Raw genomic sequence first — 16,400 nt, 5'->3', positions numbered from 1 at the left:
CGCCGCCGCGATTCTATGCGGGCGCGATGTCTGTCGCGATGTCTGTAGCGTTCGTCGTGTATCGACTTTCGTCTTATCTAGGCACTGCGAAATCGGAACGTTCGGCAGACACGTATCCGCACTTATTCTGACGGCTTGCGCCTTGAAGCCTTGTCGACCATGCCGAGTCGCCGGCCGTGCCACCGAAGCAGGCATATGCGTTGCGGTGCGCCATAGAGTGCGCTAATAACATTATTGGCCGCGCCAATTTGACACCTTCTTGGCGAGGTGTATTGCTGGTACTCAAAGCGCTTCCGCGAAGCGCTTGTATAAAAAGCAAACACCGAGAACAAAGGTTGAGGCGATGGAGAGGAGTAACGGCAAGGCCGGTCCCGATGTGGTTGCGATCTGCGCGCGTCACCAGGCAAGCGAGGGTCCGCTGCTGCCGATTCTGCACGATGTACAGGCGCACTACGGCCATATATCCGACGATGCAATTCAGCAGATCGCCGATGCGCTGAACCTCTCCCGGGCGGAAGTATTCGGCGTGGTAACGTTTTATCACGACTTCCATCGCGAACCGCAGCGCACCCATAGCCTCAAGGTATGTCGCGCCGAGGCCTGCCAGTCGGTGGGCGGACGTGATGTGTGGGCTGCAGCCAGTGCGGCAGCTGACAGCCACCATGCGGACGTGCAGCTGGAGGCGGTGTATTGCCTGGGCAACTGCGCCTGTGCGCCGTCGGTCCAGCTCGATGGACGCACCATCGGGCGTATGAACGCGCAGCGGGTCAGCGCGCTGTTTGCCCGGGCGGGCACGGGAGCGGCGTCATGAAGCTCTTTATTCCTGCCGACAGTGCCGCGGTATCGATCGGCGCGAACGAAACCGCAGCAGCGTTTGCGCACCAGAGCGCATTGGCCGATGCAGAGATCGTGCGGACCGGTTCGCGCGGTTTTTATTGGCTGGAGCCGATGGTCGAGATCGAGCGCGAAGGCCGGCGTATTGGCTTTGGTCCGATCGAGGCTGACGATGTGCCCGAGTTGGCCCGGCTGCTTGCCGGCGATGAGTACCAGTCGCACCCGCGCTGCGTGGGCGATATCGATCAACTGCTGCGCGACCAGGGCCAGCGACGGTTCACGTTCGCGCGCTGCGGTGTGATCGAGCCGACGGATTGGACCGCGTTCGTGGCTCACGGCGGCAGCGCTGGCCTGCGTGCGGCGCTCGACAACAGCGGCCAGGCGATCGTCGATGCGGTGAAGGAATCCGGATTGCGCGGGCGCGGCGGGGCCGGTTTTCCTACCGGTATCAAATGGCAGACCGTGCACGACACGGCTGGTGCCACGAAGTACGTGGTCTGCAATGCCGATGAGGGCGATTCCGGCACCTATGCCGATCGCATGCTCATGGAGGGTGATCCGTTCACCCTGTTCGAAGGTATGGCGATCGCCGGCGTGGCGGTCGGCGCCGAACACGGTTTGATCTATTTGCGTTCGGAATATCCCGACGCCGAGCGTGTGCTACGGCGCGCACTCGATGTCGCGCGGGCGGAAGGCATGCTCGGCGACGATGTGCTCGGTTCGGGCAAGGCCTTCGATATCGAGCTGCGTATCGGTGCCGGTGCGTATATCTGTGGCGAGGAAACCTCGCTGCTCGAAAGCCTTGAAGGCAAGCGCGGCCTGGTACGGTTCAAGCCGCCGCTGCCTGCGGTTCAGGGCTTCATGGGCAAACCCACGATCATCAATAACGTGATTACGTTGGCCAGCGTGCCGGCGATCATGGCCCAGGGCGCGCCGAACTATCACGATCTGGGTATCAATAAATCGCGCGGCACGCTCACGATTCAGTTGTGTGGCAACGTCGCCCGGCCCGGACTCTACGAGATGCCGTTCGGCGTGACGCTCGATCACATGATCAATGAATTGGGCGGCGGGTCGGCGACTGGACGGCCGGTGCGTACTGCCCAGGTCGGCGGGCCACTGGGTGCCTATGTGCCTGCCGAGCATTTCGATACCCCGTTGGCTTACGAGGAGTTCGCCGAGAAGAAAGCAATGATCGGCCACGGCGGCGTGGTGGTCTTCGACGACACGGTCGACATGCTCCAGCAGGCGCGCTTCGCGATGGAGTTCTGCGATCTGGAATCCTGTGGCAAGTGCACGCCCTGTCGCGTGGGTTCGGTGCGCGCGCAGGAAGTTATCGATCGCATCATTGCCGAAGACGAACGTGAGGCGAATATCGAGCTGTTGCGTGAGCTCTGCGACACCATGATTAACGGCTCGCTCTGTGCTCACGGCGGGATGGCGCCATTCCCCGTGCTGTCGGCGCTCAACCATTTTTCCGAAGATTTCGGCGTTCGCGAAGACGCGGCCGCTCTCAGCTAGCGCGCCGCGCTGGCCACAAGAACAAAACGAGAGGAGGTAGCCATGGCATCTCTCAACCCCGTGAACTACGGCACGCCCAGGCGTTCATCCGATACCCAGATCACGCTCGAAATCGACGGCCAGTCGGTGACGGTGCCGCAGGGCACGTCGGTCATGCGCGCCGCGATCGAATCCGGCATCGAGGTGCCCAAGCTGTGTGCGTCCGACATGCTGGAGCCGTTTGGTTCCTGTCGGCTGTGCCTGGTCGAGATCGAAGGCCGCAAGGGCTACCCGGCCTCCTGTACCACCGAAGTGTCGGAAGGCATGCAGGTCGCAACTCAGACCGACAAGCTCAACCAGATCCGTCGTGGCGTGGTCGAGCTGTATCTGTCGGATCATCCGGGTGAAAGCCTCACGCCGGAAGGCCACGGTGACGATGAGTTGCTCGAACTTGCCGACAGGCTCGATGTGACCGAGGTGCGCTACAACAAGGGCCGTAACCACCAGCTCGCCACGGTGGACGGCTCCAACCCCTATTTCGATTTCGATGCTTCGCGTTGCATCGTCTGCTCGCGTTGCGTGCGCGCCTGTAACGAGGTGCAGGGCACCTTTGCGTTGACGGTCGACGGGCGTGGCTTTGCGTCGATGATCAGCGCCGGCACGGACGACGACAATTTCCTGTCATCGGAATGCGTGTCCTGTGGCGCGTGTATTCAGGCCTGCCCCACCGAAGCGCTCATCGAAAAAGACGTCGTCGAAATGGGCATGCCGGAACGTTCGGTCACCACCACCTGTGCCTATTGCGGCGTGGGTTGTTCGTTCAACGCCGAGCTCAAGGGCGACGAAGTGGTTCGCATGGTGCCGGCTAAGCAGGGCAAGGCCAATCAGGGTCATTCCTGCGTGAAGGGGCGCTTCGCCTGGGGTTATACCAATCACCCCGATCGCATCACCAAGCCGATGGTTCGCGACAAGATCACGGACCCCTGGCGCGAAGTCAGCTGGGACGAAGCGATCGCGTTTTCTGTCGACAAGATCAACGGTATCCGCGAGCAATATGGCAGTGGCGCGCTTGGGGCGATCACCTCGTCGCGTTGTACCAACGAAGAGACGTTCCTGGTTCAGAAGCTGGCGCGCGCGGTCTTCAATACCAATAACGTCGATACCTGCGCACGCGTATGCCATTCGCCGACCGGCTACGGGCTCAACTCGACGTTCGGCACCTCGGCCGGCACCCAGGATTTCGTCTCCGTCGAGAAATGCGACGTCATTCTCGTTATCGGTGCCAATCCCACCGATGCCCATCCGGTGTTCGGTTCGCAGATGAAGCGTCGGCTACGCCAGGGCGCGCGTCTGATCGTATGCGACCCGCGGGCGATCGATCTGGTGCGTTCGCCGCATGTGCAGGCCGACTATCATCTCCAGCTCAGGCCCGGTACGAACGTTGCACTCGTGAATTCGATGGCGCATACGATCCTGAGCGAAGGGCTGGAAAATCGCGTGTTCGTGGAAGAGCGCTGCGACATGGATGAATACGATGGCTGGCGCGAGTTCATTTTGCGCGACGAGAACAGCCCCGAAAACACCGAGCAATACACCGGTGTGCCGGCTTCGATGGTGCGCGAAGCCGCGCGTCTGTATGCCACGGGCGGTAATGGCGCGATCTATTACGGCCTGGGTGTGACCGAGCATAGCCAGGGCTCCACCATGGTCATGGGCATGGCCAATATCGCCATGGCCACCGGCAACATCGGCCGTCCCGGCATGGGCGTGAATCCGTTGCGCGGGCAGAACAATGTGCAGGGTTCCTGCGACATGGGTTCGTTCCCGCACGAGCTCCCGGGTTATCGCCATGTCTCAGACCAGAACGTGCGTGACATCTTCGAAAAAGAATGGGGTGTGACCATCGGCTCGGAGCCGGGGCTGCGTATCCCCAACATGATCGACGCTGCCACGGCGGGCACCTTCAAGGGCCTGTATGTGCAGGGCGAGGATATTCTTCAGTCGGACCCCAATATCAAGCATATCGCGGCCGGTCTTGCAGCCATGGAGTGCGTGATCATTCAGGACATCTTCCTGAACGAAACCGCCAGTTACGCGCATGTGTTCCTGCCCGGCTCGACGTTTTTGGAAAAGGACGGCACCTTCACCAACGCCGAGCGCCGCATCAACCGCGTGCGCAAGATCCAGACCGCGCCCGCGGGCTATGCCGACTGGGAGATTACTCAGCTATTGGCCCAGGCGCTGGGCTACCCGATGAACTATAGCCATCCGTCGGAAATCATGGACGAGATCGCGCGTACCACGCCCACCTTCAAGGGCGTGAGCTTCGACAAGATCGATGCGCTGGGCAGCGTGCAGTGGCCCTGCAACGACGACAACCCCGAAGGCACGCCGGTCATGCACGTGGACACGTTCGTGCGCGGCAAGGGCAAGTTCATGCTCACCCCGTTCGTACCCACCGAAGAGCGGGCCAACCGCAAGTTCCCGTTGCTGCTCACTACAGGCCGGATTCTGTCGCAGTACAACGTAGGCGCGCAGACCCGGCGTACCGCCAATCGGCTATGGCATGCCGAGGACTGGCTCGAAGTGCATCCGTCCGATGCCGAAATGCGCGGCATCAAGGACGGTACGCTGGTGGCAGTCGCCTCGCGTATGGGCGAAACCACCCTGCGGGCCAAGGTCAGCGAGCGCATGACGCCCGGGGTGGTCTATACCACCTTCCACTTCCCGGAAACGGCCGCGAACGTGGTGACGACCGAGTTCTCCGATTGGGCGACAGAGTGTCCCGAGTACAAGGTCACGGCCGTCGAAGTCAGGCCGTGTAACACCATGTCGGAATGGCAGCGCCGCTATATCGATACGCGCGAAAAGCAGCAGCAGATCGAAAGCGAGCAGTCGGTGCGCGATCCGGATTCCGTGGCCGCCGGTTTCGATGCCGGTGACAAGGAATGGGAACCGGCCGAGTAGCGAAATGGCCGAGCGCCCGAGGAGATAAGCGATGGAAAACGACAAGATGGTGCGACAGGCAAATCAGATCGCCCAGTACTTCAGCGTCTACCCTCAGGCGCGTGCAGAAGAGGGCGTGCACGGACATATTCGCAAGTTCTGGGAGCCGCGTATTCGGACGCAATTGATCGAATACGTGGCCGCCGGCGGTAATGGCCTGCACGAACTCGTACACACCGCTGTCGATTCGCTTCGCGACGAGCCGTCATCCGGTGGTGAATCGGGAGATCCTGCGGCCCAGCAAGAGATCGGCCGTCGCGCGACCTGATAGCGAACCTGTGGGTCAGTTCGTGCCCAATGGAAACAAGCCGCCCTCGCGGCAGGTCTCGAATAACGCCGAAACCATGGGCGACAACGGGTCGCGTTCGAGCGTGACCAGACCTACACGGTGGGTGCTGTCGATATCGTCGAGCGCAATCGAGCGGATCGACGTGTCTGCGCCCAGAAGCTCGCCAAAATATTCCGGCAGGATGCCGCTCAAGCCAGCGAACTTGATATGGGCCCAGAGGTTCACGATCGAGTCGGTTTCCACCGGTACGGTCGGCGTCTTGCGGGTCTGGGCGAAAATCTGGTCGATGATGCGCCGGTTCTGCATGTTCGGTGTCAGCAGGCATAACGGCTCGTCCGCGGCTTCACGCCAAGTCACGCTGCGCCGGTTCGTCCACGGATGATCGTGGGCCACGAACAGCCGATAGCGTTCGGTATAAAGATCGAGCGTGGTCATATGTTCGACCGGTTCGTTATCGAGATAGGTAATGCCGGCATCCAGACGAAAGTCCTGAATATCGCGCAGTAGCTCGTCGGAGGTGCGCGAATAGATCGCGAACTGCACCTTGGGATAACGTCGGCGCATGGATTGTGTCAGCGCGACGACCATCGGCAATGCCGACGGCACCACGCCAAGCGACAGGCGTCCCGCCAGTCCGCCCTTGAGCACCGTCAGTTCTTCGTTCATGGCTGCGCAGTCGCGCAGGATGGCTTGTGCCCACTGCAATACGCGCCGGCCTTCCGGCGTCAGGTCGTGAAAGCGTTGGCCGCGCTCGACGACCGGTACCCCCAATTCCTGTTCGAGCTGGCGGATGCGTCCGGACAGGGTCGGCTGGGTGACATGACAGCGCTCGGCGGCGCGCGTGAAGTGTCGTTCCTCGGCCAGCGCGACCAAGTAGTGCAGTTGTTTTATATCCATGTGCACGTTTTCCTCGCGCCGTTTGATCGCTGACTCGAGTGTCACACCCATCATACGTGCACATCGACTGTAAACGATCGCTTTCCAGCGGTTGACAATCGGGTTTCGATTGCGAACAATGCGCGGCTCGTTTGTGGAGGGATACCCAAGCGGTCAAAGGGAACAGACTGTAAATCTGTCGGCTCAGCCTTCGGAGGTTCGAATCCTCCTCCCTCCACCATTTGACATATTGACGTAGTAAACAACGACTGGTGGTCGCGGCAATTAGAAAGGCCGGACCGAGGAGGGTTTGAACCGAGCGGTTCGACGAGGGCGCGGAGCGGCCGAGAACGGTCGCGTGACGCGACCGGCCCGTAGGGTGAGCGCCGAAGGCGCGAATAATCCTCCTCCCTCCACCATTTGAACAAGTTTGAATCGTCAGGATCGGGCAGCGCCCTTGCAGGCAGCGCCGGAATTGGCGAGAGTCGGGTGGTTGGCAGCGCGGGCGTAGTTCAATGGTAGAACCTCAGCCTTCCAAGCTGATGATGCCGGTTCGATCCCGGTCGCCCGCTCCATAACTTGTCGCTATGGCGGCAATGACAATCTAAGGCCCATGTAGCTCAGCGGTAGAGCACTTCCTTGGTAAGGAAGAGGTCACCGGTTCAAGTCCGGTCATGGGCTCCAATTTGCCGGCGATGCAGTCGCGTCGTCGGCGCGCGATGCGTTTTGGCGTCGCGGCTACGGTGAGTTGAACTCACGGCAACAACGACGAAAGGCGAGCAATGTCCAAATCAAAATTCGAGCGTAACAAGCCGCACGTAAACGTCGGCACGATTGGTCACGTGGACCATGGCAAGACCACGTTGACGGCGGCGCTGACGGTGGTATCGAACCGTTTGTTCGGATCGCAGCTGTCGGCATTTGACATGATCGACAAGGCGCCGGAAGAAAAGGCGCGTGGTATCACGATCTCGACCTCGCACGTCGAATACGAAAGTGAAGCGCGTCACTACGCCCACGTTGACTGCCCGGGTCATGCTGACTACGTCAAGAACATGATCACTGGTGCTGCCCAGATGGACGGCGCGATCCTCGTGGTCTCCGCGGCTGACGGCCCGATGCCGCAGACGCGTGAGCACATCCTGCTGTCGCGTCAGGTCGGCGTGCCGCACATCGTCGTGTTCCTCAACAAGGCCGACATGGTCGACGACGAAGAGCTGCTCGAGCTCGTCGAAATGGAAGTGCGCGAACTGCTCGACGCCTACGACTTCCCCGGTGACGACACCCCGGTGATCGTCGGCTCCGCGCTGAAAGCGCTGGAAGGCGACGAAGGCGAATTCGGCATCGAAGCTATCGCCAAGCTCGTGCGCGCCATGGACGACTTCATTCCCGAGCCGGAACGTGCCGTGGACGGCGCCTTCCTCATGCCGGTCGAAGACGTCTTCTCGATCTCCGGTCGCGGCACCGTCGCCACCGGTCGTGTCGAGCGCGGCATCGTCAATGTCGGCGACGACATCGAGATTGTGGGTATCAATCCCACCACCAAGACCACCGTCACCGGCGTTGAAATGTTCCGTCGTCTGCTCGACCAGGGTCAGGCCGGCGACAACATCGGCGTACTGCTGCGTGGCACCAAGCGTGAAGACATCGAGCGCGGCCAGGTGCTGGCCAAGCCCGGTTCGATCACGCCGCACACCAAGTTCGAATGCGAAGTGTACGTGCTGAAGAAAGAAGAAGGCGGTCGTCACACGCCGTTCTTCAAGGGCTATCGCCCGCAGTTCTACTTTCGCACGACGGACGTCACGGGCGCGTGTGAGCTGCCGGCGGACACCGAGATGGTGATGCCGGGCGACAACGTCACGATGAACGTCGAACTGATTCACCCGATTGCGATGGAAGAAGGCCTGCGCTTCGCCATTCGTGAAGGCGGCCGCACCGTGGGTGCCGGCGTCGTGACCAAGATTACGGAATAGCTGAATAGCGCGATTGCGGCATGCGAGCGACTCATATTCATCGGGTCGTTCGTAGTGCCGCTTTCGTGTCTCCAGGTCGCGAGCGCGGCGGGGCAGTTGCCAAAACTGGAAACTGTGATAACATCCGCCGTCTTTTTCGCGGGCAATGAGTTTACGCGCATAGGCCAGTAGCTCAATTGGCAGAGCAGCGGTCTCCAAAACCGCAGGTTGGGGGTTCGAGTCCCTCCTGGCCTGCCACGTAAACAGGCATTCCCTCTTTTCTTTCGGTCGAGTCGTCGATGGCAACCCAAGAAAAACGTACGAGCTCCCTGCTCGATACAGCGCTGCTATGGCTTGCTATAGGCGTGCTGCTGGCGAGCATGGTCGGCTACTACTATTTCACGGCGCATACCGATCTCGTGCGTGTGCTCGGCTTGTTGGGCGGCACCGCGGTTGCGATCGCTATTGCGCTGCAAACCGCGATCGGTAAAACCGCCTGGGCCTATATCCAGGGGTCGCGCACCGAGCTGCGGCGCATGGTGTGGCCGACGCGCCGTGAAACGGTTCAAACCACGCTAATGGTCGTGGTTGTGGTTCTTATTCTGGCCGTGTTCATCTGGGCGCTGGATATCGTGCTCGCTTGGGCTGTTCAACTTCTGACCGGCCGCTAGGCGCAAGGCGAATTCTTATGGCCAAGCATTGGTACGTGGTTCATGCTTTCTCGCAGTACGAGAAGAAAGTGCGCGACTCTCTCAAGGAGTACGCAGCGCGCCACGGCATGGAGGATTACTTCGGCGACATCCTGGTGCCGACCGAAGAGGTCGTCGAGATCAAGGATGGTCAGCGCCGTACGACCGAGCGCAAGTTTTTCCCGGGTTATGTGCTCGTCCATATGGAAATGAACGACGACACATGGCATCTGGTCAAGAGTGTTCCGCGCGTGCTCGGCTTTATTGGCGGTACCGCCGATCGCCCTGCGCCGATCACCGACGCGGAAGCAGATCAGATTCTTAACCGCGTCGAAGAGTCGGTTGAGAAGCCGCGTCCGAAGACGGTTTTCGAGCCGGGTCAGGAGGTGCGTGTCATCGACGGCCCGTTCGCGGACTTCAACGGCGTGGTCGAGGAAGTCAATTACGAAAAGAACCGTCTGCGTGTGGCGGTGACGATCTTCGGGCGTTCGACGCCGGTCGATCTCGAATTCGATCAGGTCGAAAAGAGCTGATCTATCATCGCGACGCACGGTGCGTCGCATTCTTTGTCACAGGGAGCCCGGGTCAGGCCCGCGGCGCATGAACCTGAAGGAGTAGTTCAATGGCCAAGAAGATTGCGGGCTATATCAAGCTGCAGATCCCGGCCGGCAAGGCCAATCCGAGTCCCCCCGTGGGTCCGGCGCTGGGCCAGCACGGCGTGAACATCATGGAATTCTGCAAGGCGTTCAATGCCGAGACGCAGGATATCGAGCCGGGCCTGCCGATTCCGGTCGTGATCACGGTGTTCTCGGATCGCAGTTTCTCGTTCGTCAAGAAGACGCCGCCGGCTGCGATTCTGTTGAAGAAGGCTGCCAAGATCACCAGTGGTGCGGCCGATCCGCTGCGCAACAAGGTGGGTACGGTCACCCGTGCGCAGGTCGAAGAGATTGCGCAAACCAAATGGGCAGACCTCAATGCTGCCGATATGGATGCCGCGGTTCGCATCATTTCAGGTAGTGCCCGTTCGATGGGCATCAAGGTGGAGGGTTAAGCCATGGCTAAGATTTCCAAGCGCAAGGCTGCCATCCGCGACCAGGTCGATCCGGTTAAGGTCTATCCGGTAGATGAAGCCCTCGATCTGCTCAAGAAGCTGTCCAGTGCCAAGTTCACCGAGTCGGTCGAAGTGGCCGTTAATCTCGGTGTGAATGCGCGCAAGTCGGACCAGAACGTGCGCGGCTCCACTGTCATGCCCAACGGCACCGGCAAGAGTGTGCGCGTGGCCGTGTTCACCCAGGGTGAGAACGCCGAGAAAGCCAAGGCTGCGGGCGCCGACATCGTGGGGTTCAATGACTTGGCCGAGCAGGTTCAGGCAGGCGAAATCAACTTCGATATGGTCGTTGCGACGCCGGATGCGATGCCGGTCGTGGGCCGTCTGGGTCAGATTCTGGGCCCGAAGGGTCTGATGCCGAACCCGAAGACCGGCACGGTCACCACCGATGTGGAAACCGCGGTGAAGAACGCCAAGGCCGGTCAGGTGCAGTACCGCACCGATAAGGCCGGTATTATTCACTGCGCGATCGGCAAGGTGGATTTCGAAAACACCGCGCTGAAGGAAAACCTGGCAGCGCTGATTGCGGATCTTCGCAAGGCCAAGCCGGCGAACGCGAAAGGCGTGTATTTCAAGAAAGTGTCGCTGTCGACGACGATGGGTCCCGGCCTTGCCGTGGACGCAACGAGTTCGAGCGCGGCATAAGTGGATGTTCGGCGGCGCGGCCTTTTTGGTCGTGTCGTCGGTGAAGGAGTTCTTTGTAGCGCAGCCCGCTCTTTGGATGGCTGCGTCGTCAAAGACCGTTAGGCGAGCCGAAGGTCTCGGTTCTTAAAGGCGACGACGCCAGCCTACGCAGATGACGTGTGTCGTGCGGCGCTCAGGCGCCAATCGGCAGTCGTCGACGGGCATGTCCTCGGGCATGTCCGGTCAATCATCCGGCGACATGTGTCGTCGGTTTGCTCAAGGAGTGATGACTATGGCCATGAGTTTTCAAGCCAAGCAGGCCATGGTGGCAGAAGTCAGCGACGTGGCGAATCGCGCGCATTCCGCAGTGCTTGCGGAATACCGCGGTCTCACCGCTGGTCAGATGGACGCACTTCGCGTGAACGCCCGCGAGGGTGGTGCGTATTTGAAGGTGGTCAAGAACAATCTGGCCAAGCTGGCCCTGAAGGGCACCGATTACGAATGCATGACCGATGCGTTTGTCGGTCCGGTCATTCTGGGGTTCTCCCTGGAAGATCCGGGTTCGGCGGCTCGTGTCGTTAGTGATTTTCGTAAGGATCACGATGCCCTGAAGGTGACGGCGATTTCGTTCAACGGGCAGTTGCTGCCTGGTGAACAGCTCGACCGTCTGGCCAAGCTGCCGACCCGTGATGAGGCTCTGTCCCAGCTGATGCGTGTCATGAAAGCACCCATCGACAAGCTGGCGCGGACCACGCGCGAGCCGGTTGCCAAGCTCAGCCGCACCGTGGCTGCAGTCCGCGACGAAAAGCAGGCTGCTTGAATCAATTGAAACGGGCCGAACGGCCCCAAACGTATTAGGAGCACATAATGGCTGCTACGAAGGAAGAAGTACTCGAAGCGATCTCCGAAATGTCCGTCATGGACGTTGTCGAACTCGTCGAGATGATGGAAGAGAAATTCGGCGTCTCTGCAGCTGCCCCGGTGGCAATGGCTGCAGCCGGCGGCGGCGGCGAAGCCGCAGCGGCCGAAGAGCAGACCGAGTTCGATGTGGTTCTGGCCAGCTTCGGCGACAACAAGGTTGGCGCTATTAAGGCTGTCCGTGCCATCACCGGCCTGGGCCTCAAGGAAGCCAAGGAAATGGTTGAATCCGCGCCCGCCACCCTGAAGGAAGGCGTTGCGAAGGAAGAAGCCGAAGAAATGAAGACCAAGCTTGAAGAAGCCGGCGCCAAGGTCGAGCTTAAGTAAGGCAGGACGCGTCAAAGGCATTGTTCGAAACGATAATTTGACGCATCTTGGGCATTGGCTGGTAGCGGAGACGCTGCCGGCCTTTTCCCGTTGCCCCCGACCGAACGCGCGCGATACCAGCTGCTAAATACTCACGGTTTTGCAGCAAGTCCAACCAGAGGGTTGAGTGACATGGCCTACTCGTTTACCGAGAAAAAACGTATTCGCAAGGACTTTGCGAAACAGCCTTCAGTGCTGGAGATGCCGTTCCTGCTGGCGACCCAGCTGGATTCGTACCGGCAGTTTCTGCAAAAGGATCTCGATCCCGAAAAGCGCGCCGGTATGGGTTTGCATGCCGCGTTCTCGTCGGTGTTTCCGATGTCCAGTCATTCGGGCAGTGCCGCGCTCGAATATGTCAGCTATCGGCTCGGCCAGCCCGTGTTCGACGAGAAGGAGTGTCGCGTACGCGGCATGATCTACTCGGCGCCGCTGCGCGTGACCGTGCGTCTTATCATCTACGATAAGGACAGCAAGGCGAACCCGAAGCCGGTCAAGGATATCAAGGAGCAGGAAGTCTACATGGGCGAATTGCCGCTCATGACCGACACCGGCACCTTTATCATCAACGGTACGGAGCGGGTGATCGTCAACCAGCTTCACCGTAGTCCCGGTGTGTTCTTCGACCACGATCGTGGCAAGACGCATTCCTCGGGCAAGTACCTGTATTCCGCGCGCGTGATCCCGTACCGCGGCTCGTGGCTCGATTTCGAGTTCGATCCGAAGGACAACGTCTACGTGCGTATCGACCGTCGCCGCAAGCTGCCGGCGACCGTGCTCCTGCGCGCGCTCGGTTACGACACCGAGCAGATGCTGGAAATCTTCCACGAGACCAACATGTTCCACCTGTCCGACAAGGGCGTGGAAATGGAGCTCGTGCCGGAACGTCTGCGCGGCGAAACCGCGACGTTCGATATCAAGGCCGGTTCCGACGTGATCGTGGAAGAAGGCCGTCGTATCACCGTGCGCCACATTCGCAAGCTTGAAGAAGCAGGCGTGGATCGTCTCGAGGTGCCGGAAAGCTATCTCGTGGGCAAGGTGCTCGCGCGCGGCATCATCGACACCGACACCGGTGAAGAGCTGGCGCCGGCGAACACCGAGCTGACCGAAGAGCTCGTGGATGCGCTGCGCATGGCCGGCATCCAGGATGTGCCGACCCTCTATGTGAACGACCTGGATCACGGCCCGTACATCTCGAGCACGTTGATGGTCGACCCCAGCAACTCGCAGCTCGAGGCGCTGGTCGAAATCTATCGCATGATGCGTCCCGGCGAGCCGCCGACCAAGGATGCCGCCGAGAACCTGTTCGGCAATCTGTTCTTCAACGAAGATCGCTACGATCTGTCGGCCGTCGGTCGCATGAAGTTCAATCGCCGGCTGGGCCGCGAAGAGGCCACCGGCGAGTCCGTGCTGTCCAACGACGACATCATCGCCGTACTCAAGGAGCTGGTGTCGATTCGTAACGGCATTGGCCAGACGGACGATATCGACCATCTGGGCAATCGTCGTGTGCGTTCGGTTGGTGAAATGGCTGAAAACGCCTTCCGTACCGGTCTGGTGCGTGTCGAGCGTGCGGTGCGCGAACGCCTGTCGATCGCCGAGTCCGAAGGTCTGATGCCCCAGGATCTGATCAACGCCAAGCCGGTCGCTGCAGCGGTCAAGGAATTCTTCGGCTCCTCGCAGCTGTCGCAGTTCATGGATCAGAACAATCCGTTGTCCGAGGTCACGCATAAGCGTCGTGTGTCCGCGCTCGGGCCGGGTGGTCTGACCCGTGAGCGTGCGGGCTTTGAAGTGCGCGACGTGCACCCGACCCATTACGGTCGTATCTGCCCGATCGAAACGCCGGAAGGCCCGAACATCGGTCTGATCAACTCGCTGTCGGTCTATTCGCGAACCAACGATTACGGCTTCCTGGAAACCCCGTATCGCAAGGTCGAGAACGGCCGTGCGACCGAAGAGGTCGAGTACCTTTCGGCAATCGAGGAAGGCCGCTACGTCATCGCCCAGGCCAACGCGCGGGTCGACGACAACGGCGATCTGGTCGACGAGCTGGTCTCCTGTCGTCATCAGAACGAATTCACCATGGCCTCGCCGGACCGCGTTCAGTTCATGGACGTGTCGCCGAAGCAGATCATGTCGGTGGCCGCCTCGCTCGTGCCGTTCCTGGAGCATGACGACGCCAACCGCGCGCTCATGGGCTCGAACATGCAGCGTCAGGCTGTGCCCTGCCTGCGTGCGGACAAGCCGCTGGTCGGTACCGGTATCGAGCGCAAGGTCGCGATCGACTCCGGCAACGCCGTCACCGCACGCCGCGGTGGTGTGGTCGACAAGGTCGACGCCTCGCGTGTCGTGGTTCGTGTCTATGACGACGAGACCTCGGCCGACGAAGCCGGCGTGGATATCTACAACATGGTCAAGTACACGCGTTCGAACCAGAACACGTGTCTCAACCAGAAGCCGCTGGTCGCCCCGGGCGATCGTATCGAGCGTGGCGACGTGCTCGCCGACGGCCCGTCCACCGACATGGGCGAGCTGGCCCTGGGGCAGAACCTGCTCGTGGCGTTCATGCCCTGGCATGGTTATAACTTCGAGGATTCGATCCTCATCTCCGAGCGTGTGGTCGAAGAAGACCGTTTCACCTCGGTGCATATCGAAGAGCTGACTTGTGTCGCCCGTGAGACCAAGCTCGGACCGGAGGAGATCACCTCGGATATCCCGAATGTGAACGAATCCGCGCTGCAGAAGCTGGACGAATCCGGTATTGCCTATATCGGCGCCGAAGTGAAGGCCGGCGATATCCTGGTCGGCAAGGTCACACCCAAGGGCGAAACCCAGCTCACCCCGGAAGAAAAGCTCCTGCGGGCCATCTTTGGTGAAAAAGCATCCGACGTGAAGGATTCTTCGCAGCGGGTGCCGCCGGGCATGGACGGCACCGTGATCGACGTGCGTGTATTCACGCGTGACGGCGTCGAGAAGGACGCCCGTGCACTGTCGATCGAAGAAGACGAGCTGGCCGAGGTGCGCAAGGACCTCAACGACCAGCAGCGTATCTTCGAGGACGACCTGTTCGATCGCCTGCGCAGCATGCTGGTGGGCAAGGTCGCCGACGGCGGCCCGAACAAGCTCAAGGCCGATGCCAAGATCACCGCCGACTATCTCGACGGCCTCGATCGCGGCAAGTGGTTCGATATCCGTCTGCAGGACGAAAGTGCGCAGTCGCAGCTCGAATCCATCGCCCAGCGCCTGAAGGATCAGAAAGCCGACTTCGAGCGTCGTTTTACTTCGAAGAAGGAAAAGATCACCCAGGGCGACGAACTCGCACCGGGCGTGCTCAAGATGGTCAAGGTCTATCTGGCCGTGAAGCGTCGTGTACAACCGGGCGACAAGATGGCCGGCCGTCACGGCAACAAGGGCGTGATCTCGCAGATCGTGCCGGTCGAGGACATGCCGTATCTGGAAGACGGTACCCCGGCCGATATCGTGCTCAACCCGCTGGGCGTGCCCTCGCGCATGAACATCGGTCAGGTGCTGGAAACGCATCTGGGCTGGGCCGCACGCGGCATCGGTCTGCGCGTGGGCGAAATGCTCGAGCAGCAGCAGGCGGTAGGCGAGATTCGGGAATTCCTGAAGAAGGCCTACTACACCGAAGGCGGCACCCAGGAAGACATCGACAGTCTTAACGATGAAGAGATGATGACGATGGCCGGCAACCTCGTGGGCGGTATGCCCACGGCCACGCCGGTGTTCGACGGTGCCGACGAAGACGAGATTCGTCGTCTGCTCAAGCTCGCCGGATTGCCGGAATCGGGCCAGGCCACGCTCATCGACGGCCGTACCGGCGAAACCTTTTCGCGCCCGGTGACCGTCGGCTATATGTACATGCTCAAGCTCAACCATCTGGTCGACGACAAGATGCATGCCCGTTCGACTGGCCCGTACTCGCTGGTCACCCAGCAGCCGCTGGGCGGCAAGGCGCAGTTCGGTGGTCAGCGCTTCGGCGAGATGGAGGTCTGGGCGCTGCAGGCCTACGGCGCAGCCTACACGCTGCAGGAAATGCTCACGGTGAAATCCGACGACGTGACGGGTCGTACCCGCATGTACAAGAACATCGTCGACGGCGATCACCAGATGCATGCCGGGATGCCGGAGTCGTTCAACGTGTTGACCAAGGAAATCCGTTCGCTGGGTCTCAACATCGAACTCGAGGAAGATGATTAGTGAGGTACGCGGTGACGGCCGGC

At 60.6% G+C, this 16,400-nt stretch carries 13 protein-coding genes, 4 tRNA genes and 1 other RNA gene; 17 read left to right on the top strand and 1 reads right to left on the bottom strand.

Translation table 11 applies throughout. The annotated features are described in order from the left end of the window. Positions 1-343: 343 nt before the first annotated feature. Genes SSPSH_RS14585 through SSPSH_RS14570 form a run of 4 tightly spaced genes read left to right on the top strand, consistent with a single transcriptional unit; the run spans position 344 to position 5,608 of the window. Entirely contained in the window at positions 344-811 is a 468-nt protein-coding gene (locus SSPSH_RS14585; RefSeq protein WP_006913609.1) for an NAD(P)H-dependent oxidoreductase subunit E, read from the top strand. Continuing rightward, positions 808-2,355, top strand: a complete 1,548-nt coding sequence (locus SSPSH_RS14580) for an NADH-ubiquinone oxidoreductase-F iron-sulfur binding region domain-containing protein (protein WP_006913610.1) — start codon at positions 808-810, stop codon at positions 2,353-2,355. The genes SSPSH_RS14585 and SSPSH_RS14580 overlap by 4 nt, the downstream gene beginning before the upstream one ends. A 42-nt stretch (positions 2,356-2,397) precedes the next feature. Beyond that, entirely contained in the window at positions 2,398-5,301 is a 2,904-nt protein-coding gene (gene fdhF, locus SSPSH_RS14575; protein ID WP_006913611.1) for a formate dehydrogenase subunit alpha, read from the top strand. 31 nt (positions 5,302-5,332) lie between these two features. After that, on the top strand, positions 5,333-5,608 hold the full coding sequence (locus tag SSPSH_RS14570) for a formate dehydrogenase subunit delta (protein WP_006913612.1): 276 nt from the start codon (positions 5,333-5,335) through the stop codon (positions 5,606-5,608). Positions 5,609-5,623: 15 nt separating this feature from the next. On the opposite strand, the gene SSPSH_RS14565 is transcribed toward SSPSH_RS14570, so the two are convergent. Further along, entirely contained in the window at positions 5,624-6,526 is a 903-nt protein-coding gene (locus tag SSPSH_RS14565; protein ID WP_051339883.1) for a LysR family transcriptional regulator, read from the bottom strand. 135 nt (positions 6,527-6,661) lie between these two features. On the opposite strand from SSPSH_RS14565, the gene SSPSH_RS14560 reads away from it, so the two are divergent. The 13 genes from SSPSH_RS14560 (at position 6,662) to rpoB (ending at position 16,377) form a co-directional block, all read left to right on the top strand. Further along, positions 6,662-6,746 (top strand) — tRNA-Tyr (locus SSPSH_RS14560). 46 nt (positions 6,747-6,792) lie between these two features. Next, a non-coding RNA gene (locus tag SSPSH_RS18540) (RtT sRNA) lies at positions 6,793-6,924 on the top strand. Positions 6,925-7,006: 82 nt separating this feature from the next. Further along, positions 7,007-7,080: transfer RNA gene (locus tag SSPSH_RS14555), tRNA-Gly, on the top strand. 34 nt (positions 7,081-7,114) lie between these two features. Continuing rightward, positions 7,115-7,189, top strand: a tRNA-Thr gene (locus SSPSH_RS14550). Positions 7,190-7,287: 98 nt separating this feature from the next. Beyond that, positions 7,288-8,478: an elongation factor Tu gene (tuf, locus tag SSPSH_RS14545; protein ID WP_006913614.1), complete on the top strand. Its 1,191-nt coding sequence runs from the start codon at positions 7,288-7,290 to the stop codon at positions 8,476-8,478. 161 nt (positions 8,479-8,639) lie between these two features. Next, a tRNA-Trp gene (locus SSPSH_RS14540) sits at positions 8,640-8,715 on the top strand. A 41-nt stretch (positions 8,716-8,756) separates the two neighbouring features. After that, positions 8,757-9,128 (top strand): preprotein translocase subunit SecE, encoded by a 372-nt coding sequence (gene secE, locus SSPSH_RS14535; RefSeq protein ID WP_006913615.1) that lies wholly within the window; start codon positions 8,757-8,759, stop codon positions 9,126-9,128. A gap of 17 nt (positions 9,129-9,145) precedes the next feature. After that, positions 9,146-9,679: a transcription termination/antitermination protein NusG gene (gene nusG, locus SSPSH_RS14530; RefSeq protein ID WP_006913616.1), complete on the top strand. Its 534-nt coding sequence runs from the start codon at positions 9,146-9,148 to the stop codon at positions 9,677-9,679. 89 nt (positions 9,680-9,768) lie between these two features. After that, entirely contained in the window at positions 9,769-10,197 is a 429-nt protein-coding gene (gene rplK, locus SSPSH_RS14525; protein ID WP_006913617.1) for a 50S ribosomal protein L11, read from the top strand. Between the two features lie 3 nt (positions 10,198-10,200). Next, on the top strand, positions 10,201-10,899 hold the full coding sequence (gene rplA, locus SSPSH_RS14520; RefSeq protein ID WP_006913618.1) for a 50S ribosomal protein L1: 699 nt from the start codon (positions 10,201-10,203) through the stop codon (positions 10,897-10,899). 277 nt (positions 10,900-11,176) lie between these two features. After that, on the top strand, positions 11,177-11,698 hold the full coding sequence (gene rplJ / locus SSPSH_RS14515; RefSeq protein WP_040608322.1) for a 50S ribosomal protein L10: 522 nt from the start codon (positions 11,177-11,179) through the stop codon (positions 11,696-11,698). Positions 11,699-11,745: 47 nt separating this feature from the next. Beyond that, on the top strand, positions 11,746-12,123 hold the full coding sequence (rplL, locus tag SSPSH_RS14510; protein WP_006913621.1) for a 50S ribosomal protein L7/L12: 378 nt from the start codon (positions 11,746-11,748) through the stop codon (positions 12,121-12,123). A gap of 171 nt (positions 12,124-12,294) precedes the next feature. Further along, positions 12,295-16,377: a DNA-directed RNA polymerase subunit beta gene (gene rpoB, locus SSPSH_RS14505; protein ID WP_006913622.1), complete on the top strand. Its 4,083-nt coding sequence runs from the start codon at positions 12,295-12,297 to the stop codon at positions 16,375-16,377. Positions 16,378-16,400: the final 23 nt, after the last annotated feature.

The organism is Salinisphaera shabanensis E1L3A, assembly GCF_000215955.2.
Taxonomy (GTDB): Bacteria; Pseudomonadota; Gammaproteobacteria; order Nevskiales; family Salinisphaeraceae; genus Salinisphaera; species Salinisphaera shabanensis.
This window is presented reverse-complemented; position numbering and strand designations above follow the sequence as displayed.